This window comes from Streptomyces sp. NPDC017936, from assembly GCF_044328485.1.
GTDB lineage: Bacteria > Actinomycetota > Actinomycetes > Streptomycetales > Streptomycetaceae > Streptomyces.
On the sequence record NZ_JBIRHK010000020.1, the window covers coordinates 153,653 to 180,297 of the forward strand.

Consider the following 26,645-nt stretch of genomic DNA (forward strand, 5'->3'; position numbering starts at 1 on the left):
CCGCGCACCCGGTGCGCGGCGGCCGTCAGAGCTTGTCCAGGTCCAGGTTGGCGATCGCCGTCCGGGCGACCTCGCGGCCGCGCTCCGTGAAGTCCCCCTTGCCGGGGTAGCCGACGGTGAGGCGGTACATGTCGCCGGCCGAGGACTTGTAGTAGAAGACGCTCAGCTCGCGGGGGCGGGGGTCCTGGGTGTCGTCGGTGGTGTACGCGATCGTGTTCTGCGCGGCCTTGCCGCCGTGGAAGGTCGCCTTGTCGTCGGGCCGGGTCCGCGGTCCCTTCGGCATGTCGAGCCGGTAGCTGCCGTTGTCCATGAACTCGTCGTTGTCGGCGTACATCTCGGCCGCCGCGGACGCCTTGATCTCGCCGCCCGCGTCCTCCGCCTTGCGCTCCACCGACAGCACGATCGAGACGGCGCCGCTCGGGTCGGTGTAGCTCACCCAGTGGCTGCTGTCGGAGGACCGGTCGGGGACCCGCTGCCGGTATCCGTCGGGCACCGCCAGCGTGGCCGTGACGTCCTTCACGTGGGCCGTCTTCCAGCCGTCCGGCAGCGGCCCCGCGAACGGGTCGGCGATCACCAGGTACGCCGCCACCGCCGCCGCCACGACCGTGGCCCCGAGCCCGGCCCACGCCGCCCGCCCGAACCGGAGGCGCGCCCGGGGGGCTTCGGTGCGCGGCACGGCCTGGGTGGGCGTCGGCGCCGGCGGGTCGGCGGCGCGCTCCAGCAGGGCGCGGACCTGCGCGGCCTGCGGACGGCGGGCCGGGTCCTTCTCCAGCAGGCCGTTGACGGCCTCGGCGAGCGGGCCCCGCGCGGCGGCGGGCGGGGCGGGCGCGGCGTTCAGCACGGACTGGAGCGTGGCCGGGGTGTTGCTGCGGCGGAACGGCGAGACGCCCTCCGTCGCCGTGTACAGCACGACGCCCAGGGACCACAGGTCGGACGCCGGGCCCGGGCGCTGGCCCAGCACCCGCTCGGGCGCGATGTACTCGGGGGAGCCGACGAAGCCGCCGGTGTCGGTCAGGTTCGTCTCGCCCTCGATCTGGGCGATGCCGAAGTCGGTGAGGACGACGCGGTCGTGCCGGCCGAGCAGGACGTTGTCCGGCTTGACGTCCCGGTGCAGGATGCCGGCCGCGTGCGCGGCCTCCAGCGCGCCGAGCACCTGCAGACCGATCCGGGCCGCCTCGCGCACCCCGAGCGTGCCCTCCTGCAGGGCGCTGCCGAGCGAGCGCCCGTGCACCAGCTCCATCACGATCCACGGCTGTCCGTCGACGACGGCGACGTCGTGGACGTTCACGACCGCCGGATGGTCCAGCCGGGCCGCTGCCCGCGCCTCGCGCCGCATCCGTTCGAAGGCGTTGGCCCGTTCGCGTTCGGGAAGGTGGTCCGGGACCCGGGGTTCCTTGACGGCGACCTCGCGGTCCACCGTCTCGTCCTTGGCGCGCCATACCGTGCCCATGCCGCCGTGCCCGAGCTTGGCGACGAGCCGGTAGCGGCCCGCGATGAGCCGCCCGGCGCCCGGTTCCTGCGGGGCGGAGACGGACTGCGGGGCGGAGACGGACTGCGGGGCGCCGACGGCCTGCGGGGCAGCGGCGACCTGCGGGGTGGGCGCGGAGGCGGCCCGAGGGGTGGGCGCGGCGGAGGACGGCGCGGTCCTGCCGGCCGGCTGCGGGGACGCGGCGGCGGACTGCGCCGGGACGGCCGCCGGGCGCGACGGTCGCGGCGACTGCTGCGGCCGTTGCGACTGCGGCTGCGGCGACTGCTGCGGCTGCGGAGGTTGCAGAACAAAACTCGTCGTGTCGTCGGCCCCGTGGCCGGTTCCCCCGTGGTGACTCATGCGTCCATCCATATCGCGCCACGCGGACCCGTTTCCACCGGCCGTGCGCACCGGTCACAGAGCCGTGACGCGGACCGCGCCTTATCTCCCCTTCATGCCGGTACGAGCGTGTCGACCGCCACGTCGAAGTACTCCCGCGCCTCCCGCGTCATCCCGACGGGCGCCGACACCCACACGTCGTACAGCCGCCCGCCCTCCTCCCAGCACAGGTCGAAGGTGTGCCGGGGGCCCTCCGCCGCGGAGAAGCCGTTCCAGGTGAACTCCCAGAGCGCGGCGGGCCGTCCGTCGCGCGTGGTCTCGGTGACCCGGCCGTCGCGGTAACCGGGGTTGGTCCGCGGGCCCTGGGCGGCCGACCTCTCCAGCACGCCGAGCGGACCGCCGGGACCGGGACCGGTGACCTTGATGCCGAGCCGGAAGGTCTGTCCCGGCGACATGTAGAAGATCCGCTCCCCCTGCGGGACCCGCGTGAACCCCTGCGGCACCGCGAGCGCGAACCCCGCCGGGTCCTCGGCGACGCGGTAGCCGGAGGGAGCGCTGGGCCGGTCCTGGTGGGTGGCGGTCGAGGAGGAACCGCTCACCGCGGGCGTCCGCGTCGGCGTACCGGGCCCGGCACCGCCCCGGTCCACCAGCAGCGCCGCCGCCGAGACCCCCGCCCCGGCCATCGCGGCGACCAGCAGCGCGGCCACCAGCACGCCGCGCGTGGGCCGCTCCCGGCCGGGCGCGCCGGACGCGGTGGACGGATCGGAAGCGCCGGCGGGGACCGACGGACCGAAAGGACCGGAAGGGCCGGAAGGACCGGCGGGGGCGGAGAGGAGCGCGAGGCGCTGACGGGACGGGCCGGCCCGCGTCGGCGTGTACCCGGTCCGCGCCGGCGCCGGGGGCGTACGCCCCGTCTCCAGGTAGGCGCGCAGCATCCGTTCCGCCTCCGCCGCGCCCAGCCGCCGCTCCGGATCCCGCTCCAGCAGTCCCCGGACGACGGGCAGCAGCGGCGCCGCCTGCGGGGGCGTACGGATCTCGGCGAAGACCACGGCGTGCAGGATGCCGCCCAACGAGTCGCGGCGAAAGGGCGATTCGCCGCTCAGGGCCGTGCACAGCAGCGCGCCCAGCGACCACAGGTCGGAGGCGGGACCGGTGCGCTCCCCGGACATCCGCTCCGGCGCGGTGTACTCGGGCGAGCCGACGAACGAACCGGTCTCGGTGAGCGTGGTGGCGCCCGTGACCTGGGCGATGCCGAAGTCGGTGAGGACGGCGCGTCCGGTGGCGGACTCGACGAGGACGTTCGCCGGCTTGATGTCGCGGTGCAGGACCCCGGCCGCGTGGGCGGCGCGCAGGGCGCCCAGCAGGTCGGCGCCGATCCGGGCGGCCTCGTGCGCCTCGACGGGGCCGCGTGCGGAGATCCGGTCGGCGAGCGAGCCGCCGTCGATCAGCTCCATCACGATGCAGGGACGTTCGTCCTCCTCGACGACGTCGTGCACGACGATGACGTGCGGATGCCGCAGCTGGGCGACCGCCCGCGCCTCCCGCAGCGTCCGGTCACGGCGGGCACGCGCCTCCTCCGCGGAGAGGGAGTCGTCCGGGACCAGCTCCTTGACGGCCACCTGTCGCCCCAGCAGCCGGTCGGTGGCCCGCCACACGACTCCCATGCCACCGCGCCCGAGTCTCTCCTCGAGCCGGTAGCGGCCCGCGATGACCCGGGTCCCGCCGGCCCCCTCGGTCCCCATGCGCCCCATCATGCCGCACCGGACGCCCGGCCTCCGGGGCGCCGACCGGCCAAGTCGCGGACGGCGTCACGAGGTGCTCCGCGGCTCCCGCCAGCTCTGCAGCACGGCCCTGAACTGTTCGAGGGCGGTGTCCCAGTCCTCCGCGGGCGACGACATGTAGATCACGTACTCCGTGCCGTCGCGGGAGAGGTACGTCTCCTCGATCGCGCGCCGCGGGCCGGGGAAGTCCGTGTCCTTGGCGAGGGCGGTCCAGGTGTACTCCCACTCTGCGCCCTCGCGGTCGCGGTAGACGTTCCGCTCGAGGGTCACCCGCCGGTAGTCGACCAGCCGCTGGAGCTGCTGCTCGAGGTCGACCTGGTGGGCGTAGGGGTCGTCGTAGTCCGGGGACGCGTCGACGGCGATGCGGACGAAGTGCTCACCGCCGTCGGGCGTGTAGTCGATCTGCTTCAGGTCGCCGTCGTCCTGGTACACCTGCCGCTCCCAGCCCTCGGGCAGGGAGAGGGCGAAGCCGAGGGGATCGGTGATCTCCCGCGTCGCCCGGCCGGTGCCGCCGGGTGTGGGCTCCGACGCCGACGAGGAAGCCCGGGAGCCGGGCTCCCGGTCCCCGTCCCGCTGCTGCATCACCACCGCCGTGCCGCCTCCGACCAGCGCGGCGACGGCGATCACCAGCGCGAGCGTGCGCAGGTGACGGCGGCGGGCCGACGGCCGCGCCGGGGCCGGGGGCCGCGCCGGGCCGAGGTCGGGGGCGCCGACGGCGGTCGGGACGGTCATGGGGTGCTGGGGCGCGGTGGCGCCCGGCGGGAGGGGGCCGGACGTCTCCGGCGCACGGCCGTACCGCCCGGCGGACGGGTGGTGCGCACCGCTGCCGTGCGCGTCCCGGCCGGGCCGGCCGGTTCCCGTGTACCGGGTAGGCACGAACTCCTGCGCCGCGTCCGGCCGGCGGCCCTCCGCCGCCTCGGCCAGCAGGTGCTCGGCCTGAGCCGTGTCGGGGCGGGCCGCCGGGTCCTTGCGCAGCAGGGCGGTGATCACGGGCCCGAGGGGGCCGGCGTACCGGGGTTCGGCGGCCTCCTCCTCGACGACCGCCTGCATGGTGCTCAGCGGCGAGGTGCGGCGGAACGGCGAGCGTCCCTCCACCGCCGTGTACAGCGTCGCGCCGAGCGCCCACAGGTCGCAGGACGGGCCGGGGTCCTGACCGCGCACGCGCTCGGGGGCGAGGTAGTCGACGGAGCCGACGACCTCACCGGTGCGGGTGATCGTGGTGTCGCCCTCGATCTGGGCGATGCCGAAGTCGGTGAGCAGGACCCGGCCGTCGTGGGCGAGGAGCACGTTGCCGGGCTTCACGTCACGGTGCAGGACGCCGGCCGCGTGCGCGGCGCGCAGGGCGCGCAGCACCCACAGTCCGATCCGGGCGGCCTCGGTGGGCTCGACGCGCCCGTCCTCCTTGACCGCGTCGGCGAGCGAGCGGCCCTCGACCAGCTCCATCACGATCCAGGGGCGGCCGTCGTGTTCGAGGACGTCGTGCACGGTGACGACGGCGGAGTGGTTGATCCGCGCGGCCGCGCGGGCCTCCGCCCGGGTGCGCGCGAGCAGTCGCTCCTGGTCGCTCTCGGAGACGTAGAGGGCAGCGGTCAACTCCTTGATGGCGACGCCCCGGTGCAGCAGCTCGTCGTGTGCGCGCCACACCCGGCCCATGCCGCCGTTGCCGATGCTGTCGGCGAGCCGGTAGCGGCCCGCGACGAGCGAGCCCTGCATCTGATTCACGTTGCCCCGCAATGCTCTTGACAGGATCAGCGTAAAGACCGGCCCGCGTCCGGGGAACCGGCGGGGCCCCACGGAAACCGCACTGTGACGGTTGTCGCTTCCGCGGCGAACGCGGAACCAACTGGGCTGCCCCGCAGGCCGGCTGGGGCTACCGGCGGGTCACCGGCGGGACGTCCGCCGGCCCGTCCCGGCGCGACCGCGCCTAGCCGGTGTACTGGTAACTGGCCGTCGCCTGCTCGAACAGCCGCGTCACCTCGTCCCGTTCGGCCTCCGGGCCGCGCAGCTGGACGACGTGGTAGCGCCCGTCCAGGAGGATCGCGAGGTTGCGCACGAACAGTTCGCGCCCGTCGTCCGCGGTCCAGGTGAACTGCCCCTCGGCCATCGTCCGCCCGCCCACCTGGATCGTCCGCAGCCCGGAGGCGGTGGCCCAACTGGAGTCGCGGTAGGGCTGGAGCTCGCTCTCCTTCTCCCGCTGGTAGGCCATCGGGTCGCTGCCGTACCGGGAGGCGGCGTCCCGCCCGGGCACGATGATCAGCTCGAAGCCGCTGTGCGCGTAGACCACCTGTCCGCGCCCGTTCTTCGGGGAGCGCTCCCAGCCGTTGGCGACGGCGATCCGGAAGCCCTCGGCGTCCTTGCGCAGGGTGAAGCCGTCGGGGAGGTCGCCCCCGGACTGCGTCCCGGTGGCGCCGGATCCCGAGGAGCCGGAGGACGCGGAGGCGCTGCCGTCCGGCGCCGGCGAGCCCTGGTCGTCGGGCCGGGGCTCACTGCTCGCCTCGGGCGCCTGTCCGGCCTGGCCGGCGGCCCCGGTCCGCTCGGCTCCCGTCGTGCCGCCCGCGCCCTGCTCGTCGGCCTTGGACATGAAGAGCACGGCGTACGCGATGACCGCGGCCAGCGCGAGCAGGACCAGCAGGAGCAGCGTGCGGCCCAGGCTGCGGGGCGAACGGGTCGTCTCGCGCCGGTCCCGTTTGTGCCGCCCGCTGGTCGCGGGCAGCCCGGCACGCCGCCGGCGCACCAACTCGCCCTTGCGGCGCACGATCGGCAGCCGGCGCGGGTCGGCGGGCGGCGCGGCGACGACGTGCGTGCCCGCCTCCGGTTCCGGCGCCGAACGCACCAACGAGCGCAGCCAGCCGCGCAGTTCCTCGAAGCCGAGACGCTCGGTGGGGTCCTGGCGCAGCAGCGACTCCACGACGGGCCTCAGCGGCCCGCACTCCTCGGCGAAGGCCGGCGGTTCGGCGCACACCATCTGCACCAGGTCCGCCGTCGACTCCTCCGGGTACGGCGCGTGTCCCTGCACGGCGCGGAAGAGCAGCGCGCCGAGCGCCCAGAGGTCGGTCGCGGGGCCGATGGGCGCGGCCAGCTGCCAGTTCTCGTGCACGGGTCCGGCCTGCTCCGGCGCCCATCGCTCGGTGACGGGTCCGACGACGGCCATCCGGGCCTGCCGCGCCCGCTCGGCGGCCAGCGCGGTGGCGGGTCCGCGCCGTGCCCCGGTCCCGGCCGCCGGCTCGTCCCACCCGGCGCCCGCCCCGGCGCCGCGCGCGGGCACGGGAGCGTCCGGACCGACGCCCTGCGCCGGTACGGCACGCCCCGTCTGCACGCCGTGCGGCGGGACGGGGACCTGTCCGGCCGGACCCGTGGTCCCGGGCGCCGCGCCACTCGGGCCGGGCGCGCCGCGCACCCCGTAGGGGTCGGCGATCTGCCCCGGAGGCGTGCCCCACGGACCACCGGGTCCCGTCTCCCGCCCCGTCCCGAGCGCATACGGCGCCGGTGCGGGGCCCGCCCCGGTGTCGCCCTCGGCCGGGGTGCGGGCGCCCGGCAGCGCCGCCCGCCCGCTGCGCTGGGCCTCCTGCACCCGGGCCGCCGCCAGCGCCCCCGCGCGGTACGCGGCGATCGCGCCGGCCCGCGCCGCACGGATGTCCTCACCGGTCTCGCCGCCGGGTTCCGGGGTCCTGCGGGCCACCGCGCCGGAGGCCCCGTTCGCCGGCTCGGCCGCCGCCGGCAGCCCGCCGGCCGCCCGTGCCTCGATCGCCGCCCGCCGCGCGGCCTCGGGATCCGCCGCGGCCCCGCCGCCGGCGGTGAACCCGCCCGGCCCCGGCCGGCCCCCGGCGCCGGGTCCCGGGGCGCCGCCGAACCCGGTGCTCCCGGCGCCCGGGCCCACCGGTCCGCGCAGCCCCGCGGCCTCCTGTGCCGGGCCGCCCGCCGCGCCCTCGTGCCGCTCCTCGCTCTCGTCGGCCGGCACCGGGTCGTACCCGCACAGCGCTTCCTCCGCCGCCCCGACGGCCAGCCCGGTCAGCATGACCCGGCCGTCGTCGCAGACGAGGACCGTACGCGCGGTGATGTTCCGGTGCACCCAGCCGTGCGCGTGCAGCACCCGCAGGGCCATGAGCACGTCGGAGGCGACCTCCGCCGCCCGGTACGGCGTCAGCGGCTTCTCGGCGAGCAGCGCCGCCAGCGGCCGGGCGGCCACCCACTCGCTCACGATCCACAGCGAGCCGCCCTCGGCGAACACGTCGAACACCTGGTCCAGTCGCGGGTGGTCGGGAATGCTCGCCGCGGCCTGTGCCGCCTCCACCGCCCGCCGCACGGCGGGGTCGGCGGGCCCGCGCGCACGCGTGCCCGGGCGTCCGGCCGGACGCCCGCCACCGCGCTCCCGCGCCGTGAACCCCTCGGGCAGCCCCTCCGCGTCGAGCACCTCCGCCTCGACGACCTCCGGCAACGGCACCTGCCGGACCAGGACTTCCTGCCCGCTGTAGGTGTCGAAGGCCCGGGTCTCGGTGAGTTCGTACTCGTCGGAGGGCGGCAGGGGCAGGCGGTAGCGGTCGGCGAGCACGCGCCCCGCGTAGTCGTCCACGTCTGCCTCCCCCGGGCCCACCCGGTCGGTCAATTCCGTTCGCTCAGCGAGCCGTTCCAGCCGTGTCCGGCCGGATCCCGCCGCCCAGCCGGATGCGTACGGTCCGCAGGCACTCACGATACGTGCCGGAGGCAACTCGCAAAGAGGGGATGCCGGATCTGACGCCTCGAACACGCGGTGTCCGCGCACCGCGCCCCCGTCCGCCGTCGGGGACCGACCCCGCCTACTTCTTCGGCGCGAACGTCTCCGTCAGCGTCTTCCAGGTGCTCTGCCGCAGGTCGCCGTCCCACGCGGCGGACTTCGCCGTGTACATCAGCGCGTACCCCTGGTGGTCGTTCACCACGAACCCGCGGTCGATCGTGCGGTAGGCGGTGCCGCCGTCCGCGTAGGTGAACTCCCAGTCGGCCGTGTTCCAGCCGCGATAGTCCACCTTCTCTATCCGGATCTTCTGGTACTGCGAGCGCCTCATGCCGCGCTCCTGGTTCTCCCAGTCCGCGACGGGATCGTCCTTGGGCGTGGTCGTCCAGGCGACGAGCAGCTTCTGCCCGTCGGGCCCGGTGAACCGGTCGCCCGCCGCGTCCGAGGAGCTGTACTTCCACCCGGCGGGCAGCCCGATCGAGTACCCCTGCTTCCCCGAGTACGTCGTCGACGCCGTGCTGTTCTCGGTGGCGGAGACGCCGGACCCGGTGCTCCGGGCCGTGGAGGGAGTGGTGCCGGGCGTGCTGCCGCCGGAGTCGTCGTCGGCCGACCCGGACTGCGACGCCGACCCGTCCGTACGGGTCCCGCCCGTCTCGTCCTGCTTGGTGTCGGTGCTCGCGCTCCCGCTGGCGACGGCCTTCGAGCCGCCCGGCGAGCCGCTCGCCTTGTCGTCGTCCCCGCCGAGCGTGAGCGCCAGCACCGTGCCGAGGACGGCGAGCACCACCACCACGGCGATGATCACCAGAGTCCGCTTCGGCACCACGTCGGTGATCGGCGCCCTGGGCACGGGCCGCGGCGGCAGGTCCGGCGGCGTCATCACGGGCCACCCGGAGCTCCGGCCGCTCGCGCCGCCACGGCCCGTACCGGAACCCTGGACGCCGTGGGCGCCCCGCGCGCCACGGTCGGTCGTCCGGCTGCCGCCGGCCCCGGCCGCGGGGCCGGACACGGGGACGGACGCCGAGGCCGCCGTGGCCGCCGTCTTCGGCCTGGCCGGTGCCGCGGGCGCGGGGGACGCGGCGGCAGCGGCCGCCGGGCCGCGCTTCGCCGCGTCGTTCGACTTCCGGGACCCGGAGGGGGCGGCACCGTCGGCCGACTTGGCGCGGGCCGCGGCCGAGGTGGCCGTCCCCGCCGCGACGGCCGCCTTGCGCACGGACCGCAGGGCCCCGCGCAGCTTCTCGGCCGCCTCGCCGCCCACGGAGCTCCCGGAGCCCTCCGGCGGGACCGGCAGCGGCACGAGCTTCGTCGCGTCGGCCGGCTCGGCCTCCCCGGGACCGGGGGCGTGGATCACCGCGTTGAGCTTCTTCCGCGCACCGGCGTCGTCGAGCCGGAGCGCGGGGTCCTTGGTGAGCAGGCCGTAGATGACGTCCCTGAGCGGACCGGCGTTCTTCGGCTCCTCCAACGGCTCCGTCATCACCGCCGTGAGCGTCGCGATCGCGGAGCCCTTGTCGTACGGGGGCGAGCCCTCGACCGCCGCGTACAGCAGGCCGCCGAGCGACCACAGGTCGGCCGCCGGTCCCGGCTTGTGACCGCGGGCCCGCTCCGGGGAGATGTAGGAGGGCGCGCCGACGAGCATGCCGGTGGAGGTGATGGACGGATCGCCCTCGACCTGGGCGATGCCGAAGTCGGTGAGCACGACCCGGCCGTCCTCGGCGATCAGCACGTTCGACGGCTTCACGTCGCGGTGCAGGATCCCCTCCCGGTGGGCCGACCGCAGCACGTCGAGGATCGCGAGCCCGACCTCGGCCGCCCGCTTCGGCTCCAGCACGCCGTCCTCGCGGATGACCTCGGCGAGCGACTTGCCCTCGACGAGCTCCATCACGATCCACGGCCGGTCGTCCTCGTCGACCACGTCGAAGACCGTCACCGCGCTGTTGTTGCGGATCCGCGCGATGGCCTTGGCCTCGCGCAGCGTCCGCGTGATCAGCCGGCGCTTCTCCTCCTCGTCGATGTTCGACGGGAACCGCAGCTCCTTGACGGCGACCGTCCGCCCGAGGGTCTCGTCCTCGGCGCGCCACACCGTACCCATGCCGCCGCGGCCGAGTACGTCTCCCAGCCGGTACCGCCCGGCGAGGAGACGTGCGCTCTTGTCCTGACGGGATGCCCCCGCCCGCTCCGCCTCCGACATGCGTCCCCTCATGCAACCCGCCCTGACAGAGCCTCCATTGTCCCTCACCCGACAAGTGCCCGACGCCCAGGGTGCCCTTCGCCGCACCACAGGACCGTCGCATTCCGGCCAGAAGGTGCAGCACGCTCCGGCCAGAACCCGAAATAGCCTCCTACCAGGCCCCGGAACCGCCTCCGCCCGGCACGCGAAACGGCCTCCGGACGGCTCCCGGAACAGTCTTCGGCCAGTCCGCGGAACCGCCGTCACCCGTCCCCGGGAAGCGCCGCCGGCCCATCACCGCGACCGCTGTCGGCCCTGACGACAACCGCCGCCCCCGGCCGGCCCCGGAGAACCGCCGCCGGCCGGAACCCGGCACCACCGGGTCGTCCCCACCGGCGCACGCCCTCGACCCAGCGGGCGGACACCCCGCCCCCGACGGGCGGGCGCGCCTTCCCGACGGACGGACGCCCGGCCTGGACGGGTGAGCCCATTGGTCCGACGGGTGGTCCCCGGTGCCGTGCCCCTCCCCCGCCCTGCATGATGAGCGCGGGCGAAAGGGACCCAGGGAGGGAAGGGGCCGTGGCACGACCGCTGCGCAGGCTGCCGGCCGCCGGTGCGGTCCTGGCGGTCCTCGTCCTGACCGCGGCCGGGACCCGGACGGCCCCGACTCCGCCCACGGACGACCTCCTCCCCCTGCTCCTCACCCGGGGCAAGGCTCCCGCGGCGGCCCTGCTGGCCCGTGAGGAGACCGGCATCCGCTACGCCGAGGCCGGTCCGGGCATCGCCCGCTCCGATCACTTCCGGGCCGGCAGCGTCACCAAGACCTTCCTCGCCACCGTCGTGCTCCAACTGGCCGCCGAGCACCGCCTGTCCCTGTCCGACCCGGTGGAGCGGTACCTGCCCGGCCTGGTGCGCGGAGCCGGCAACGACGGGCGCGCGCTGACCCTGCGTTCCCTGCTCACCCACACCAGTGGCCTGTACGACTACACCCGGGACACCGGGGGCACCCTCCCCGTCACCGCTCCCGCAGCCGTCCGTATCGCCCTCACCCACCCTCCGGCCGGCCTCGGCCGCTTCGCCTACTCGAACACCAACTACGTCCTGCTCGGTCTGGTCGTCGAACAGGCCACCGGCCGCTCGTACGCCCAGGAGGCCGAGCGGCGCGTCATCTCCCCGCTGGGACTGACCGGCACCTCCTTCCCCGGCTCCCGAACCTCGCTGCCCTCCCCGCACGGCCGCGCCTACGACACGGACGGGACCGACGTCACCGAACTCGACCCGCGGGCGGCCGGAGCCGCGGGCGAGCTGGTGACCACCCTCGCCGACCTGGACCGCTTCTACGCGGCCCTCCTGGGCGGCGAGTTGCTCACCCCCCGCTGGCTGCGGGAGATGCGCGACACCCGTACCGCACACGGCTCGTACGGCATGGGCCTGTTTCCCGCGACGCTTCCCTGCGGGGTGACCGTGTGGGGCCACAACGGCCGCATCTCCGGCAGCTACGTGCGCAGCGCGGCCACCGTCGACGGCCGTCGCGTCCTCACCTTCCGCGTGAACACGACGGCGATGGCGGACCCCGGCCTCGAACCGGCCCTGCTCGCCGCCGGGTTCTGCCCTCGCACTTCCTGAAACGAGCCGGTTCCGAGCGAAGATCCCGCTTCATGACACTCGTTCGAGTGAACCCGTCACCCCGTCATCTCGTCACCCCTTGCCGGGGGAACCGAGACCGGGGCGAACACGCCCGGGGGAAGGGCGCCCAGGAGGGAAGAGGCCCGGCAGCTCGCCCCGCCCGGTCACCCTCTCCGGTCGCGCCCCGCCCCGCGCGACACCCGCCCGTCACAACGGCGCGATGTCCGGCGCCCCCAACCGCGCCGCGTCCGCCGTCAGGTCGTCGGGCTGCCGCTGCGACTCCCGCTCGGCCTCCACCCGCTTCTCGTAGTGCTGCACCTCGCGCTCGATCTGGTCCTTGTCCCAGCCGAGGACCGGCGCCATCAGCCCGGCCGCCTCACGGGCGCTGCGCGTGCCCCGGTCGAAGGTCTCGATGGAGATGCGGGTGCGCCGCGTCAGCGCGTCGTCCAGGTGTCGCGCGCCCTCGTGCGAAGCGGCGTAGACGATCTCGGCGCGCAGGTAGTCGTCGGCCGCCTGGAGCGGCTCGCCCAGCGACGCGTCCCCGGCGATGAGGTCGAGGATCTCCTCCGCCATCGTGCCGTACCGGTTCAGCAGGTGTTCGACCCGCACCACGTGCAGGCCCGTCCGCGCGGCGATGCGCGCCCGCGCGTTCCACAGCGCCGGGTAGCCCTCCGCGCCCAGCAGCGGCACGTCCTCCGTGACGCATTCGGCGACGCGCAGGTCGAGGCCGTGCACGGCCGCGTCGACGGCGTCCTTGGCCATCACCCGGTACGTCGTGTACTTGCCCCCCGCCACGACGACGAGCCCGGGCACGGGGTGGGCGACGGTGTGCTCGCGGGACAGCTGGCTGGTGGCGTCGGACTCGCCCGCGAGCAGTGGCCGCAGGCCGGCGTAGACGCCCTCGACGTCGTCCCGGGTGAGCGGCACCGCGAGGACCGAGTTCACGTGTTCCAGCAGGTAGTCGATGTCCGCGCTGGAGGCTGCCGGGTGGGCCTTGTCGAGGTCCCAGTCCGTGTCGGTGGTGCCGACGATCCAGTGCCGGCCCCAGGGTATGACGAACAGCACCGACTTCTCGGTGCGCAGGATCAGCCCGGTCGTGGAGTGGATCCGGTCCTTCGGCACGACGAGGTGGATGCCCTTGGAGGCGCGGACGTGGAACCGTCCCCGCTCCCCCACCATCCCCTGGGTGTCGTCGGTCCACACGCCGGTGGCGTTGACGACCTGCTTGGCGCGGACCTCGTACTCCCGGCCGCCCTCGACGTCCTGCACGCGGGCGCCCACGACCCGCTCGCCCTCGCGCAGGAAGCCCGTCACGCGCGCGCGGTTGGCCGCCTTCGCCCCGTACGCCACCGCGGTGCGCACCAGCGTGGTGACGAAGCGCGCGTCGTCCATCTGGGCGTCGTAGTACTGGAGGGCGCCGACCAGGGCGTCCTTCCTCAGCGCGGGGGCGACACGCAGGGCGTGACGGCGGGTCAGGTGCCGGTGCAGGGGCAGGCCGCGTCCGTGCCCGCGGGCCATGGACATCGCGTCGTAGAGCGCGACGCCCGAGCCGGCGTACAGCCGCTCCCAGCCCCTGTGCTGGAGCGGGTACAGGAACGGAACCGGCTTGACCAGGTGCGGTGCGAGCCGCTCCAGCAGCAGTCCGCGCTCCTTGAGCGCCTCGCGGACGAGGGCGAAGTCGAGCATCTCCAGATAGCGCAGGCCGCCGTGGATCAGTTTGCTGGACCGGCTCGAGGTGCCCGAGGCCCAGTCGCGTGCCTCGACGAGGCCCGTCGACAAGCCGCGGGTGACGGCGTCGAGGGCGGTGCCCGCGCCGACCACGCCGGCTCCGACCACCAGCACGTCCAGTTCGCGCCCGGCCATCGCCGCCAGTGACTCGGCTCGCTGTTCCGGGCCCAGTGTCGCTGTCCTCACTGCTGCCTCCCGCTGTCGGTCGCATCGGCCGCACCGCTCGGGGCGAGGCCCGGTCCGTACCCCCCATGCCCAGATTCTGACCGGGTTGCCCGACTTCAGCCACCACTCACCCCCAGCCTGTGGACAACTCTCGCGGAACCGGAGCGGGCATGCCGGGGGACGACGCCGATCAACAAGCCGCCCAACACAGCCGATCAATCCCACATAACGGTCATATTTACTCCTAGTCTGACATTGCGCTCGCCCGTCCTGTCCACTGGGCTTGCGCGCCTGTCCCGCTTCGGTTACTGGGAAGGACGGCCCACACGCCATGCCCGCAGACCTCGCCGTCATCGGACTCGGCCCGCTCGGCGTACCTCTGGCCCAGGCCGCCGTGGCCGCCGGCATCCCCACGCTCGGCTACCGCACGGGCCCCGAAGCGGGCTCCCTCAGTCCCGCCGAACGACGCCGGATGCTCTCGGGGGGCTTCCGGCCGGCCACCAACCCGGCGGAACTGGGGCGGGTGCGCACCGCCGTCATCTGCGCTCCCACACCGCGCGACGCGGACGGCGGGCTCGACCTGAGCCAGGTGGAGACGGCCGCCCGCACGCTCGCCGGACACCTGCGTCCCCACACCACCGTGATCCTGGAGTCGCCGGTGTACCCCGGGACGACCGAGGAGTTCCTGCGCCCCCTCCTGGAGGAGGCGTCCGGTCTGCGCGCGGGCCGCGACTTCCACCTCGCCTACTCCCCCAGCCGCGTCGATCCGGGCCGCCGCGACTTCACCCCCGTCAACACTCCCAAGGTCATCGGCGGCCTCACCCCCGCCTGCACCGAGTCGGCCGCCGCCTTCTACGGCCGCCTCACCGACAAGGTGGTACGCGCGCGTGGCCTCAGGGAAGCCGAGACCGTGCAGCTCCTGGAGACCAACTTCCGGCACGTCAACATGGCCCTCGTCAACGAGATGGCCGTCCTCTGCCACGACCTGGGCGTCGACCTGTGGGACGTCATCCGCTGCGCCGAGACCAAGCCCTTCGGCTTCCAGGCCTTCCGCCCCGGCCCCGGCGTCGGCGGCCACTCCGTGCCCCTCGACAGCACGGGCCGGCCCGGCAGCCCCCTGCGCATGGTGGAACTGGCCCAGCAGGTCAACAACCGCATGCCCCGCTACGTCGTCCAGCGCGCCGCCGCCCTCCTCAACGAGCACGGCAAGTCCGCCCGCGGCGCCCGCGTCCTGCTCCTCGGCGTCACCTACAAGGCCGACCTCGCCGACCAGCAGGACACCCCCGCCCACGAGATCGCGGTCCGCCTGATGGAACTCGGCGCCGCCGTCAGTTACCACGACCCCCACGTGCCGTCCTGGAGCGTCCTGGACCGCCCGGTCCCCCGCGCCGACTCCCTCTACGAGGCCGCCTCCGACGCCGACCTGACGATCCTCCTCCAGCAGCACCGGACGTACGACCTGCAGGGACTGTCGGTGAAGGCCCAGCTGCTGCTGGACACGCGCGGGGCCACGCCCACGGGGGCGGCGCATCGGTTGTGAAGGGGGCGTGCGGGGCGCCGACGGAACCCGGGGCCGGCGGCACGGGCCGGGGCACGCCGGTGCCGTACGAAACAGGTGGAGTCCACCGCAGCGGCCACTGCGGCAGGCTCCTGGATGGATCACGGAGTGTCCGCCCCTAGTGTGCATGGGGGCGGCCGCTCACCATCCGAAAAGCCGCAAGATCCACCTCCTCCGGCACTGCACCATCCGAAGACGGAGTCGGTCCCAGCGGGTGGGCTTGCGGTGGCGTCCCCTGGGCGCCCCCTCCACGACGCCGCCCAGTGGCCCGGTGGACGACCCGTCGGAGTCGGGCCGGGCCCCGAGGGCGGGGTCCGGACCGTGTCCTGGGAAGGGGGCACCCCACACCTCTGGGGCGCCGATCCGGGCGCTGTCGCCTGCGACCCCGCTGACCGGCCCGCATGCGCCTCGAACGCAACCGCGCGCCCCCGCTCCACCCCGCACGCCCCACCCTCTGGACGCATGCGGAAGGGGCCGGTCACTCACTCGGGTGAGTGACCGGCCCCTTCCGAGGTCCAGGTCCGGGGGACCGTGGCCGGCCTACCGCCGGTGCACCGAGTCCGCCACCGTCACCTCGACGCGCTGGAACTCCTTCAGCTCGCTGTAGCCGGTGGTGGCCATCGCGCGGCGGAGGGCGCCGAAGAAGTTCATCGAGCCGTCCGGGTTGTGGGACGGGCCGGTGAGGACCTCCTCGATGGTGCCGACCGTGCCGAGGTCGACCTTCTTGCCGCGCGGCAGCTCCTCGTTGACCGCCTCCATGCCCCAGTGGTGACCGCGGCCCGGCGCGTCGGTCGCGCGGGCGAGCGGGGAGCCCATCATCACGGAGTCGGCGCCGCAGGCGATCGCCTTGGGCAGGTCGCCGGACCAGCCGACGCCGCCGTCCGCGATCACGTGCACGTACCGGCCGCCGGACTCGTCCATGTAGTCGCGGCGGGCCGCGGCCACGTCGGCGACCGCCGTCGCCATGGGCACCTGGATGCCCAGCACGTTGCGCGTGGTGTGCGCCGCGCCGCCGCCGAAGCCGACCAGGACGCCGGCCGCGCCGGTGCGCATCAGGTGCAGGGCCGCGGTGTAGGTGGCGCAGCCGCCGACGATCACGGGGACGTCGAGCTCGTAGATGAACTGCTTCAGGTTCAGCGGCTCGTGCGCGCCGGAGACGTGCTCCGCCGAGACCGTCGTACCGCGGATGACGAAGATGTCCACACCCGCGTCCACGACGGCCTTGGAGAACTGGGCCGTGCGCTGCGGGGAGAGCGCGGCCGCGGTGACCACGCCGGCGTCGCGCACCTCCTTGATGCGCCGGCCGATCAGCTCCTCCTTGATCGGGGCGGAGTAGATCTCCTGGAGGCGGCGGGTCGCCTTCTCCGCGGGCAGCTTGGCGATCTCGTCGAGCAGCGGCTGCGGGTCCTCGTACCGCGTCCACAGACCCTCGAGGTTGAGCACGCCCAGGCCGCCGAGCTCGCCGATGCGGATCGCGGTGGCCGGGGAGACGACCGAGTCCATGGGGGCGGCCAGGAACGGCAGCTCGAAACGGTAGGCGTCGATCTGCCAGGCGATCGAGACCTCCTTCGGGTCCCGCGTACGGCGGCTGGGGACGACGGCGATGTCGTCGAAGGCGTACGCCCGGCGGCCGCGCTTGCCGCGCCCGATCTCGATCTCAGTCACGTCTGTGGCCTTTCCCTGATGCGTTCAGCGTCTTCCAGTATCGCCGACCGGTACGACGAAGGCGGCGCCGGAGGTTCCGGTGCCGCCTTCGTCGGTCCTCACGCGCGCGTGAGGGTCACTTCTTGGTGCTGTAGTTCGGCGCCTCGACCGTCATCTGGATGTCGTGCGGGTGGCTCTCCTTCAGGCCCGCCGAGGTGATCCGGACGAACTTGCCGTTGTCCTGGAGCTCCGGCACGGTGCGGCCGCCCACGTAGAACATCGACTGGCGCAGACCGCCGACCAGCTGGTGGACCACGGAGGACAGCGGACCGCGGTAGGGCACCTGGCCCTCGATGCCCTCGGGGATCAGCTGCTCGTCGGAGGCGACGCCCTCCTGGAAGTAGCGGTCCTTGGAGAACGACTTGCGGTCGCCGCGGGTCTGCATGGCGCCCAGGGAGCCCATGCCGCGGTACGACTTGAACTGCTTGCCGTTGATGAACAGCAGCTCGCCCGGGGACTCCTCGCAGCCCGCGAGCAGCGAGCCCAGCATCACGGTGTCGGCGCCCGCGACGAGGGCCTTGGCGATGTCGCCGGAGTACTGCAGGCCGCCGTCGCCGATGACCGGGACGCCCGCCGCCTTGGCGGCCAGCGCGGCCTCGTAGATGGCGGTGACCTGCGGGACGCCGATGCCGGCGACCACACGGGTCGTGCAGATGGAGCCGGGACCGACGCCGACCTTGATGGCGTCGGCGCCCGCGTCGACGAGGGCCTGGGCGCCGTCGCGGGTGGCGACGTTGCCGCCGATGACGTCCACGCGCGTGTGGTTCGACTTGATCTTGGCGATCATGTCGCCGACGAGGCGGGAGTGACCGTGCGCGGTGTCGACGACGATGAAGTCGACGCCCGCCTCGATCAGGGCCTGGGCGCGCTCGAAGGCGTCACCGGCCACACCGACCGCGGCGCCGACCAGCAGACGGCCCTCGGCGTCCTTCGCGGCGCGGGGGTACTGCTCCGCCTTGACGAAGTCCTTGACCGTGATCAGACCCTTGAGGACACCCGCGTCGTCGACCAGCGGAAGCTTCTCGATCTTGTGCTTGCGCAGCAGCTCCATGGCGTCGGTGCCGGAGATGCCGACCTTGCCGGTGACCAGCGGCATCGGCGTCATGACCTCGCGCACCCGACGGGTGCGGTCGGTCTCGAACGCCATGTCGCGGTTGGTGACGATGCCGAGCAGCTTCTTCTCGCCGTCGGTGACCGGGACGCCGCTGATGCGGAACCTGGCGCAGATCGCGTCGGCCTCGGCGAGCGTGGCGTCCGGGTGGATGGTGATCGGGTCGGTCACCATGCCGGACTCGGAGCGCTTGACCAGGTCGACCTGGTTGGCCTGGTCCTCGATGGACAGGTTGCGGTGCAGCACGCCGACGCCGCCCTGACGGGCCATCGCGATCGCCATGCGCGACTCGGTGACCTTGTCCATGGCGGCGGACAGGAGCGGGATGTTGACCCGCACGTTCTTGGAGACGTACGAGGCGGTGTCGATCTCGTCGGGAGCCATGTCCGACGGGCCCGGCAGCAGCAGCACGTCGTCGTAGGTCAGCCCGAGGGTCGCGAATTTGTCGGGCACTCCGTCGACGTTGGCAGTCATGACACCTTCCCCAAATGGCCTTGATCGGTGCGGATGTCCATGCTAACGGGAAGCGCGCCTCCCACATTCCACGATTCCACGGCCCTGGACCCCGCACGGCTTCGTATGTTCGTACGACACGATCGCGCCCCTTGTTCAAAAGGGGCGCCCCGGCCCAGGAGGTTACTGCTCGGCGAGCGCCCGCAGTCTGCTCAGGGCGCGGTGCTGGGCGACCCGGACGGCCCCGGGTGACATTCCCAACATCTGACCGGTCTCCTCTGCCGTGAGGCCCACCGCGATGCGCAGCAGGAGCAGTTCCCGCTGGTTCTCCGGGAGGTTGGCCAGCAGTTTCTTCGCCCATTCGGCGTCGCTGCTCAGCAGCGCCCGCTCCTCCGGGCCGAGCGAGTCGTCCGGCCGCTCGGGCATCTCGTCGGACGGGACGGCCGTCGAGCCCGGGTGGCGCATCGCCGCGCGCTGGAGGTCGGCGACCTTGTGGGAGGCGATGGCGAAGACGAAGGCCTCGAAGGGCCGGCCGGTGTCCCGGTAGCGCGGGAGGGCGAGGAGGACGGCCACGCAGACCTCCTGGGCCAGGTCCTCCACGAAGTGGCGCGCGTCGCCGGGAAGCCGGGACAGCCGCGTGCGGCAGTAGCGCAGGGCGAGCGGATGGACGTGCGCCAGCAGGTCGTGGGTGGCCTGCTCGTCGCCGTCGACGGCACGGTGCACGAGTGGGCCGATCGCCCCCTGCGGACGGCCCGCCTCGTCTTCGCGCATCGGTCCATCGTGCCCTGCGGCCGTCCGGTCCGCGGCACCGCGCCCGTCGTTGTGCACCGAAGCGTTATGAGCAGGTGCGCCGGAACTCATCCCCTGCGCCCTCCCCTTCCGCTCGACCGACTCGTCCCCGAGGAACTCCACACCTCAAGCATGCGGCATCCGCGGCGAAACGAGCAGCGGGCGTCCGGTGAGGCCTCGTGCCGCTCCCGTCCGCGGTCCGGCGGACGGGAGCGTGCGGCGCCCTCCGGACCCCGCACGAACAGGGAGCCTCACCCATGCGCCCCCTTCAGTGACGTCGGCGTGCTCCGGGGAGGCCCGTGCCGGGGTCCGTGCGGCGGACCGGGCCGGGGCGGGGAGGGGGCCGGAGGGGTGGGGGCCGGCCCTCGCCCGCACCCGTGCCGACGGGATGCCGTTGTGCCCTTCGTCCGGCCCGGGGCCGGGCCGCCGGGAGCGCCCCAGGGCGTGTCTTCCGCATCACCCCGCAAGCCCGGGACCGGGCACGCGCATCCGCGTGACCGGACCCTGCCGCCCGCCGACGCCGACGAGGCGGCACGGCTCCGCTCCGGCCGGCCTGAGGAAGCCGGGCCGAGCCGGGGCAGCCGGGCCGAGCCGAGGGAATCGAACCGGTCCGGGAACGCCGGACCGAACCGAGGTGCCGGCCTGTTCCGACGACACCGGACCGATCCGAAGCAGGCGGACCGATCCGAAGCAGTCGGGCCGGCCTGAAGCAGTCGGACCGACCCGGAGGAGTCGGGCTGATCCGAAAGACACGTCCTAGCGGATCTCCTAGCGGACCAGTCCCCAGCGGAAGCCGAGCGCCACCGCGTGCGCGCGGTCCGAGGCGCCGAGCTTCTTGAACAGCCGGCGCGCGTGGGTCTTGACGGTGTCCTCGGAGAGGAACAGCTCGCGGCCGATCTCGGCGTTGGAGCGGCCGTGGCTCATGCCTTCCAGCACCTGGATCTCACGCGCGGTGAGCGTGGGCGCGGCGCCCATCTCGGCGGAGCGCAGCCGACGCGGGGCGAGGCGCCAGGTCGGGTCGGCGAGCGCCTGGGTGACGGTCGCGCGCAGCTCGGCGCGCGAGGCGTCCTTGTGCAGGTAGCCGCGGGCGCCGGCGGCGACCGCGAGGGCGACGCCGTCGAGGTCCTCGGCGACGGTCAGCATGATGATGCGCGCGCCAGGGTCGGCGGACAGCAGCCGCCGGACGGTCTCGACACCCCCGAGCCCGGGCATGCGCACGTCCATGAGAATCAGGTCCGAGCGGTCGGCGCCCCAGCGGCGGAGGACTTCCTCGCCGTTGGCCGCCGTCGTCACGCGCTCGACGCCGGGCACGGTCGCGACCGCGCGGCGGAGCGCCTCTCGGGCAAGCGGGGAGTCGTCGCAGACGAGGACGGAAGTCATGGCCGCCCTCCGCAGCTGATGCGCGTCACCTTGTGCCTCCAGGCTGGTACGAATCGTCACCTGTGCGGTCGACCGTCTCGGACGCCTGCCCGAGCGTTTGTGTTTTCAACCGCCTCCGCACTCTCAACGATGGTCACTCGAAAGAGTTACGGGGCTGCGTGCACTCTTCGGCACTCTACGTGAGGGGGCGGACACGGCAGAGCCAGCCACACGGACTCTCAAGCTTTCATCACAACCTGTGCCCCGTTTAGCCCCATTTCTTCCCATTCACTGGTGTCTGAGGCTAGATTCTCAATGAGTCATATTTTCATCTCCTTAGATCGTAGTTGTACGGTCGTGGGCACCGTATCCGCTCAACACGGCTACAAGGGGTCACGCAATGGCAGATTTCTCTCGCCTTCCCGGACCGAACGCGGACCTGTGGGACTGGCAGCTGCTGGCTGCCTGCCGCGGGGTGGACAGTTCCCTCTTCTTCCACCCGGAGGGTGAGCGCGGAGCGGCACGGAGCGCTCGCGAGAACTCGGCCAAAGAGGTCTGCATGAGGTGTCCGGTCCGCGCCCAGTGCGCGGCGCACGCCCTGACGGTGAGAGAGCCGTACGGCGTGTGGGGCGGACTGACCGAGGACGAGCGCGAGGAGCTCATGGGCCGAGCACGCCACCGCCTGGTGTCGGCGTCGACCAGGGGAGAGAGCGCCCCGAACAGTTGAAGTAACGTTTCTCCACAGACCCGGGGCACGCAGGCGCGTGCCCTTGCCGCATGTGGGGAGCCACCCGCGCGGCACTTCCGCGACGCACCGACGCACCGGCCCGCCGAGGCACCGACCCGTCGGACGCCCCCCGCGCCCCCTATCGTCCCTGCCGGGCGGCGGCCCGTCCCAGTTGCTCCAGCGTCGCCGCGACCGCCGGCACCTGGGCCAGGTCGGGCAGGGTGAGCGCGACGACCTCCCGCCGCACCGCGGGCTCCAGCGTCACCGCGCGCGTCCCGCGGGGCCGTACGGACTCGATCGCGAGCCGGGGCAGGACGGCGACGCCGAGGCCGGCGCCCACCAGGCCGGCGACCGCCGGGTAGTCGTCGGTCGCGAAGTCGATGCGGGGCGTGAAGCCCGCGCCCTCGCACACCTCCACCAGATGGCCGCGGCAGCGCGGGCAGCCCGCGATCCAGGACTCCTGGGCGAGGTCGCCGAGGGCGAGGGACTCCGCGCGCGCGAGGCGGTGCCGCTCGGGCACGAGGGCGACCAGCCGGTCCGCCAGCAGGGGGCGGACGACGAGGTCGCCCCACTCCTCCGCGCCCGTCGCGCCCTCGTAGCGGAAGGCGAGGGCGACGTCGCAGTCGCCCGCCCGCAGCCTGTCGACCGACTCGGGCGGCTCGGCCTCCTCCAGGGAGACCCGGGTGCCGGGGTGGGCGGCGCGCAGGGCGGCCAGGGCGGTCGGGACGAGGGTGGAGCTGCCGCTGGGGAAGGAGACGAGGCGGACCCGGCCGGCGCGCAGTCCGGCGATGGCGGCGACCTCCTCCTCGGCGGCGGTCAGCCCGGCGAGGATCCCGGCCGCGTGCCGTACGAGCGCCTCGCCCGCCTGGGTCAGCCGCATCTCACGGCCGCTGCGCACCAGCAGGGGCGTGCCGACGGAGGCCTCCAGGGCCTTCATCTGCTGGCTGACGGCCGGCTGGGTGCAGCCCAGCTCGCGCCCGGCGGCGGAGAAGGAGCCCGCGGTGGCCACGGCGCGCAGGACACGGAGATGACGGGCCTCGATCACGCTCCGAGCATAAGTGTTCCTTGGGAGCGGCGGCGAATAACGCGTCGACACTTTGACGACCGCGCGCCTATGGTGCGGCCATGAGGCTTCTGTCTGTGAACGTGGGCCGCCCGAAGAACGTGCCGGGCACGAAGCGCCCCGGCGCCGTGACCGGCATCGACAAGCGGCCGGTCGAGGGGCCCGTGCGGGTCGCGGCGCCGGGACCGAAGGGCACGGCGGGCAGCGGCCTCGCCGGGGACGCGGTGTGCAACCTGCGCCACCACGGCGGGAACGACCAGGCGGTGTACGCCGTCGCCCGCGAGGACCTCGACGACTGGGAGCGCGAGCTGGGGCGCACCCTGGCCAACGGCGTGTTCGGGGAGAACCTCACCACCACCGGCCTGGACGTCTCCGGCGCGCGGATCGGCGAGCGCTGGCGGATCGGCTCCGAGCTGGTGCTGGAGGTGACCGCCGGGCGGATCCCCTGCGCCACCTTCCAGGGCCACATGGGAGAGAGGGGCTGGGTCGGGCGGTTCACCCGGAAGGCCGCGACGGGGGCGTACCTGCGGGTGATCGTCCCGGGCGAGATCCGCGCGGGTGATCCGGTGGAGATCGTCCACCTGCCGGCGCACGAGGTGACGGCACGCATGCAGTTCCAGGCCGTCACCACGCACCGGGAGCTGCTGCCGCGGCTGCTCGCGGCGGGCGAGGCGCTGCACGCGGAGACGCTCGCGCAGGCCCGGAAGTACGTGGCGGAGCACGGCGGCTGAACGGCGGTCGCGGGAGCCGGGGGCCACGAGGTCCCCGCCTTCCCGAAGGCGCCGTGCGGGAACGGACTCCGTCGGTCCGGGTCACTAATCTTCTGCCATGACAACGGCTCTGATTACGGGTTCGACCGCGGGCATCGGCGCCGCGTTCGCGCGGCGGCTCGCGGCGGACGGGCACGACCTCGTCCTCGTGGCACGGGACACCAGCCGTCTGCGCGAGCAGGCGACCGAGTTGCACGACCGGCACGGCATCGAGGCGGAGGTGCTGACGGCCGACCTCGCCGAGGACAGGGGCATCGAGGCGGTGGCCGCCCGGCTCGGCGACCGCAAGAACCCCGTCGACCTGCTCGTCAACAACGCGGGCTTCGGCAACAAGGGCCGCTACCTCGACGTGTCGATGGCCGACGAGCTGCGGATGATCAAGGTGCACTGCGAGGCGGTGCTGCGGCTGACGTCGGCGGCGACCGCGGCGATGCGCGAGCGGCAGCGCGGCGGTGTCGTCAACGTCGCCTCGGTGGCCGCCTTCGTGCCGCGCGGGACGTACGGGGCGTCCAAGGCGTGGGTCGTGCAGTTCACCCAGGGAGCCGCGCGGGACCTGGCGGGCAGCGGGGTGCGCCTGATGGCCCTGTGCCCCGGGTTCGTGCGGACGGAGTTCCACGAGCGGGCCGGGATGGGAACGGACAACATCCCGAAGTGGATGTGGCTGGACGCGGACAAGCTGGTGACGGCGGCGCTGCACGACCTGGCGCGCGGCAAGTCGGTGTCGATCCCGGATCCGCGGTACAAGGCGCTGATGGGCGTGGTGAAGGTCGTGCCGAGGGGGCTGCTCGGCGGCCTCAGTTCCCGGACGGGGCGGAAGTACGGGCCGCAGTAGCCACCGCGCTCGGGCGGGTGACGTCGGCGCTCCGGTGGGAAAATGGGCGTGACTCACGCGCACCCAGGGGCCGGAGGCGGCGTCATGACCTTCGTACAGCTCATCGACTGCAGGACGAGCCGGATCGACGAGATGAACCGGCTGCTGGACTCATGGGTCGAACAGACCAAGGGAAGGCGGACCGCGACGCACGCCCGGGTCGGCAAGGACCGGTCCGACGCGTCGCACCTCATCGAGATCGTGGAGTTCCCGTCGTACGAGGAGGCGATGCGGAACTCGAACCTCCCGGAGACCGGCAGGATCTTCCGGGAGATGGTGGCCCTGTGCGACGAGACGCCCACGTTCACCGATCTGGACGTCCTGCGGGACGAGCAGCTCAACCGCGTGATGGCCCGTGAGTTCTTCGAGGACCTCGGGCGGACCGACATCGACCGGCTGTTCGAGCGGGTCTCCGACGACTACGTCGACCACGACCCCGCCAATCCGCAGGACACCGGGCTGCGGGCGGCGCGCGACGAGGTCGTGGGCTGGCGGCGGGCGTTCGACTTCTCGTTCCGGGTCGACCACCAGCTCGCCCAGGACGACATGGTGTGCACGCGCTGGACGTGGCAGGGCCGCCACAAGGGCGACTTCCTGGGGATCCCGGCCCGCGGCCAGGAGGTCACCATGACCGGCATGACCTGGCACCGCTTCCGGGGAGGGCTGATCTGCGAGGCGTGGTGGCAGTACGACCGGGCGGGTCTGATGCAGCAGTTGGGGGTACTCGGGCAGTAGCCCGCGAGGTTCCACCGGGGCCCCGCATCCGCCGAGGCGGGTGCGGGGCCCTTTCGCGTCCCCTGAGACCGGGTCCCCCTCCAGCGCGACGAGTCCGAGCTCGGGAGAACGCGCCGACCGGCTGTGGCGTCCGGTCCGCGGACGTGGCGTTCGTGCTGTTGGTGACGGCGAGGGAGCGGCTGACGGCCGGCCGGTGTCCACGGCCACCGCGGCCACGGCCGCGAGGGCAGCCGCGGGGACGTCCGCCGCGGTGACGGGGGGAACCGGTGACGATCCGACGCGGCCGAGTCCGCGCTCATGGGCGTGGCGACACCGAAGGGCGGAAATCCGGCCGCGCGGCGGGCGCCGTGACGTGCCGGGAAATCCGAGCGCCCGTCCGACGGGCCGTGCGCAATGAGCACAGCCCACTCTTTGAACGGTCAAAGAGCGGGCCGGCGCTCTCACATGATTCAGTGGGCTCCGATTTCTTCGCCCAATTTCACGACGAGGTGATATCCACCGGCCAGGTCGATGTCCGTCCGCTCCCTGAGCAACTTGATGGCGGAGTCCCGATCGCCGTTGCGGAGAAGCTCCGTCATTTCCCCGACCAGAGGAGCGTCGAGTCGACGCAGCGCCTCCAGCGCCTGGCCGTAGGTGGTGGGCAGCGCCGTTCCCTCGGTGAGCAGGTCCAGGGCGGCCGGTGCCGTGTGCAGGGCGAGACCGGAGTCCTTGCGCAGCCGGCGGATCGCCTTGCTCGTCCTGCCCTCCTCCGCCAGCGACCTGGCTTCGTCCTGGTCCGCCTGCCCGACCGGTGTGATCCGGGCCGTGAGGCGCGCTTTGGTGCTCGTCATGGGTGCGGCCTCCCGGTCAGCGGCAGTGCTTCTTGATCTGGTCGATGCCGAGCACGACGGACGCCAGGCCGCCCAGGGTCGCGCCGAGTTCGCTGAGCTTCTCCTCGCCCTTGGCGACGCGGATCAGCAGGTAGGCGGACTCCTTGACCGACCCGACCTTCTTGATGAACGCCCTGAGCTTGAGGAGTTTCGCCACGGGGACCGCTCCGCCCGCGACGGCCGCCGTGATGGCCCCCACGCACTTCGCGGTCTGCCACCAGCCGAAGGCGGACGCCTTTCCGCCCGTTCGGGGCAGGTGCTCGTCGAGGTAAGCCTGAACCGCGGCGTCGCCCTTCGCCACCACGCTCTCGGGCATGGCGTCGAGCACGCCGAACACCTCGATCATCTGGCGGCCGCCGGCGGTCGCCAGTTCCTCGGCGGCCGTCTTGGACGCCTCGTCGGCGGTGGCGGCCGCGACCACCGCCGCCGGGCGGGCACCGCCGTCGCGCTCGGTCGCGGTGGCGGCGTGCGAAAGTCCCGTGCCGAGGACGGCCGCCGTGACGACGGCGGCGGTCAGCGTGGTCATTCTGGTGATCTGCAAGATCTCCCCCTGTTGAATCACTGAGCTTCTTCAGCGTTGCCGCTCCAGGGTGAGGACGGCTTTGGTGATTGACGTCATCCGGTTGGGGCTACATCGCGATCTGCGGAAGATCCGCC

General features: G+C 73.6%; 19 protein-coding genes and 1 pseudogene. 6 read left to right on the top strand and 14 right to left on the bottom strand.

Annotated features, from left to right (window positions below; translation table 11 throughout):
• Window positions 1–25: 25 nt before the first annotated feature.
• The 5 genes from ACH4F6_RS33715 to ACH4F6_RS33735 all read right to left on the bottom strand — a co-directional run bounded on the left by ACH4F6_RS33715 (window position 26) and on the right by ACH4F6_RS33735 (window position 10,481).
• Complete coding sequence (locus tag ACH4F6_RS33715) at window positions 26–1,828, bottom strand: protein kinase (RefSeq protein WP_397964174.1); 1,803 nt, start codon at window positions 1,826–1,828, stop codon at window positions 26–28.
• 92 nt (window positions 1,829–1,920) lie between these two features.
• The gene (locus ACH4F6_RS33720; protein ID WP_397964175.1) at window positions 1,921–3,549 is read right to left on the bottom strand and encodes a protein kinase; all 1,629 of its coding nucleotides are present in this window, start codon (window positions 3,547–3,549) and stop codon (window positions 1,921–1,923) included.
• A gap of 66 nt (window positions 3,550–3,615) precedes the next feature.
• Window positions 3,616–5,301, bottom strand: a complete 1,686-nt coding sequence (locus tag ACH4F6_RS33725) for a serine/threonine-protein kinase (protein ID WP_397964201.1) — start codon at window positions 5,299–5,301, stop codon at window positions 3,616–3,618.
• 211 nt (window positions 5,302–5,512) lie between these two features.
• Window positions 5,513–8,158 carry a protein kinase gene (locus ACH4F6_RS33730; protein WP_397964176.1) on the bottom strand — a complete coding sequence of 882 codons (2,646 nt, stop codon included), beginning with the start codon at window positions 8,156–8,158 and terminating at the stop codon, window positions 5,513–5,515.
• Between the two features lie 223 nt (window positions 8,159–8,381).
• The gene (locus tag ACH4F6_RS33735; RefSeq protein ID WP_397964177.1) at window positions 8,382–10,481 is read right to left on the bottom strand and encodes a protein kinase; all 2,100 of its coding nucleotides are present in this window, start codon (window positions 10,479–10,481) and stop codon (window positions 8,382–8,384) included.
• Between the two features lie 519 nt (window positions 10,482–11,000).
• On the opposite strand from ACH4F6_RS33735, the gene ACH4F6_RS33740 reads away from it, so the two are divergent.
• A complete protein-coding gene (locus ACH4F6_RS33740; RefSeq protein ID WP_397964202.1) occupies window positions 11,001–12,086 on the top strand; it encodes a serine hydrolase domain-containing protein in 1,086 nt (361 codons plus the stop codon).
• 207 nt (window positions 12,087–12,293) lie between these two features.
• Here ACH4F6_RS33740 and ACH4F6_RS33745 read toward each other — a convergent pair whose 3' ends face one another.
• On the bottom strand, window positions 12,294–14,000 hold the full coding sequence (locus ACH4F6_RS33745; protein ID WP_397964178.1) for a glycerol-3-phosphate dehydrogenase/oxidase: 1,707 nt from the start codon (window positions 13,998–14,000) through the stop codon (window positions 12,294–12,296).
• 310 nt (window positions 14,001–14,310) lie between these two features.
• On the opposite strand from ACH4F6_RS33745, the gene ACH4F6_RS33750 reads away from it, so the two are divergent.
• A complete protein-coding gene (locus ACH4F6_RS33750; RefSeq protein ID WP_397964179.1) occupies window positions 14,311–15,519 on the top strand; it encodes a nucleotide sugar dehydrogenase in 1,209 nt (402 codons plus the stop codon).
• A gap of 558 nt (window positions 15,520–16,077) precedes the next feature.
• Here ACH4F6_RS33750 and ACH4F6_RS33755 read toward each other — a convergent pair.
• The 4 genes from ACH4F6_RS33755 to ACH4F6_RS33770 all read right to left on the bottom strand — a co-directional run bounded on the left by ACH4F6_RS33755 (window position 16,078) and on the right by ACH4F6_RS33770 (window position 20,974).
• Window positions 16,078–17,202 carry a GuaB3 family IMP dehydrogenase-related protein gene (locus ACH4F6_RS33755; protein ID WP_397964180.1) on the bottom strand — a complete coding sequence of 375 codons (1,125 nt, stop codon included), beginning with the start codon at window positions 17,200–17,202 and terminating at the stop codon, window positions 16,078–16,080.
• Window positions 17,203–17,317: 115 nt separating this feature from the next.
• Window positions 17,318–18,826, bottom strand: coding sequence for an IMP dehydrogenase (gene guaB, locus ACH4F6_RS33760; protein ID WP_397964181.1), 1,509 nt, complete (start codon window positions 18,824–18,826; stop codon window positions 17,318–17,320).
• 162 nt (window positions 18,827–18,988) lie between these two features.
• Window positions 18,989–19,576 carry a sigma-70 family RNA polymerase sigma factor gene (locus tag ACH4F6_RS33765; RefSeq protein ID WP_397964182.1) on the bottom strand — a complete coding sequence of 196 codons (588 nt, stop codon included), beginning with the start codon at window positions 19,574–19,576 and terminating at the stop codon, window positions 18,989–18,991.
• A 786-nt stretch (window positions 19,577–20,362) separates the two neighbouring features.
• Window positions 20,363–20,974 carry a response regulator transcription factor gene (locus ACH4F6_RS33770; protein ID WP_003948568.1) on the bottom strand — a complete coding sequence of 204 codons (612 nt, stop codon included), beginning with the start codon at window positions 20,972–20,974 and terminating at the stop codon, window positions 20,363–20,365.
• A 379-nt stretch (window positions 20,975–21,353) separates the two neighbouring features.
• Between ACH4F6_RS33770 and ACH4F6_RS33775 the strand changes: the two genes are divergently transcribed.
• Window positions 21,354–21,680 (top strand): WhiB family transcriptional regulator, encoded by a 327-nt coding sequence (locus ACH4F6_RS33775; protein WP_397964183.1) that lies wholly within the window; start codon window positions 21,354–21,356, stop codon window positions 21,678–21,680.
• A 139-nt stretch (window positions 21,681–21,819) separates the two neighbouring features.
• Here ACH4F6_RS33775 and ACH4F6_RS33780 read toward each other — a convergent pair whose 3' ends face one another.
• Window positions 21,820–22,725, bottom strand: coding sequence for a LysR family transcriptional regulator (locus ACH4F6_RS33780; RefSeq protein WP_397964184.1), 906 nt, complete (start codon window positions 22,723–22,725; stop codon window positions 21,820–21,822).
• An 80-nt stretch (window positions 22,726–22,805) separates the two neighbouring features.
• On the opposite strand from ACH4F6_RS33780, the gene ACH4F6_RS33785 reads away from it, so the two are divergent.
• From ACH4F6_RS33785 to ACH4F6_RS33795, 3 genes are all read left to right on the top strand, one after another.
• The gene (locus ACH4F6_RS33785) at window positions 22,806–23,474 is read left to right on the top strand and encodes an MOSC domain-containing protein (protein WP_397964185.1); all 669 of its coding nucleotides are present in this window, start codon (window positions 22,806–22,808) and stop codon (window positions 23,472–23,474) included.
• Window positions 23,475–23,571: 97 nt separating this feature from the next.
• Entirely contained in the window at window positions 23,572–24,345 is a 774-nt protein-coding gene (locus ACH4F6_RS33790; RefSeq protein WP_397964186.1) for an SDR family NAD(P)-dependent oxidoreductase, read from the top strand.
• Between the two features lie 84 nt (window positions 24,346–24,429).
• The gene (locus ACH4F6_RS33795) at window positions 24,430–25,119 is read left to right on the top strand and encodes an ester cyclase (protein ID WP_397964187.1); all 690 of its coding nucleotides are present in this window, start codon (window positions 24,430–24,432) and stop codon (window positions 25,117–25,119) included.
• 449 nt (window positions 25,120–25,568) lie between these two features.
• Here ACH4F6_RS33795 and ACH4F6_RS33800 read toward each other — a convergent pair whose 3' ends face one another.
• The 3 genes and pseudogenes from ACH4F6_RS33800 to ACH4F6_RS33810 form a co-directional block, all read right to left on the bottom strand.
• Complete coding sequence (locus tag ACH4F6_RS33800; RefSeq protein WP_397964188.1) at window positions 25,569–25,949, bottom strand: hypothetical protein; 381 nt, start codon at window positions 25,947–25,949, stop codon at window positions 25,569–25,571.
• 16 nt (window positions 25,950–25,965) lie between these two features.
• Window positions 25,966–26,529 (bottom strand): hypothetical protein, encoded by a 564-nt coding sequence (locus ACH4F6_RS33805; RefSeq protein ID WP_397964189.1) that lies wholly within the window; start codon window positions 26,527–26,529, stop codon window positions 25,966–25,968.
• Window positions 26,530–26,559: 30 nt separating this feature from the next.
• Window positions 26,560–26,645, bottom strand: a pseudogene (locus ACH4F6_RS33810) (IS5/IS1182 family transposase); the annotation flags it as partial.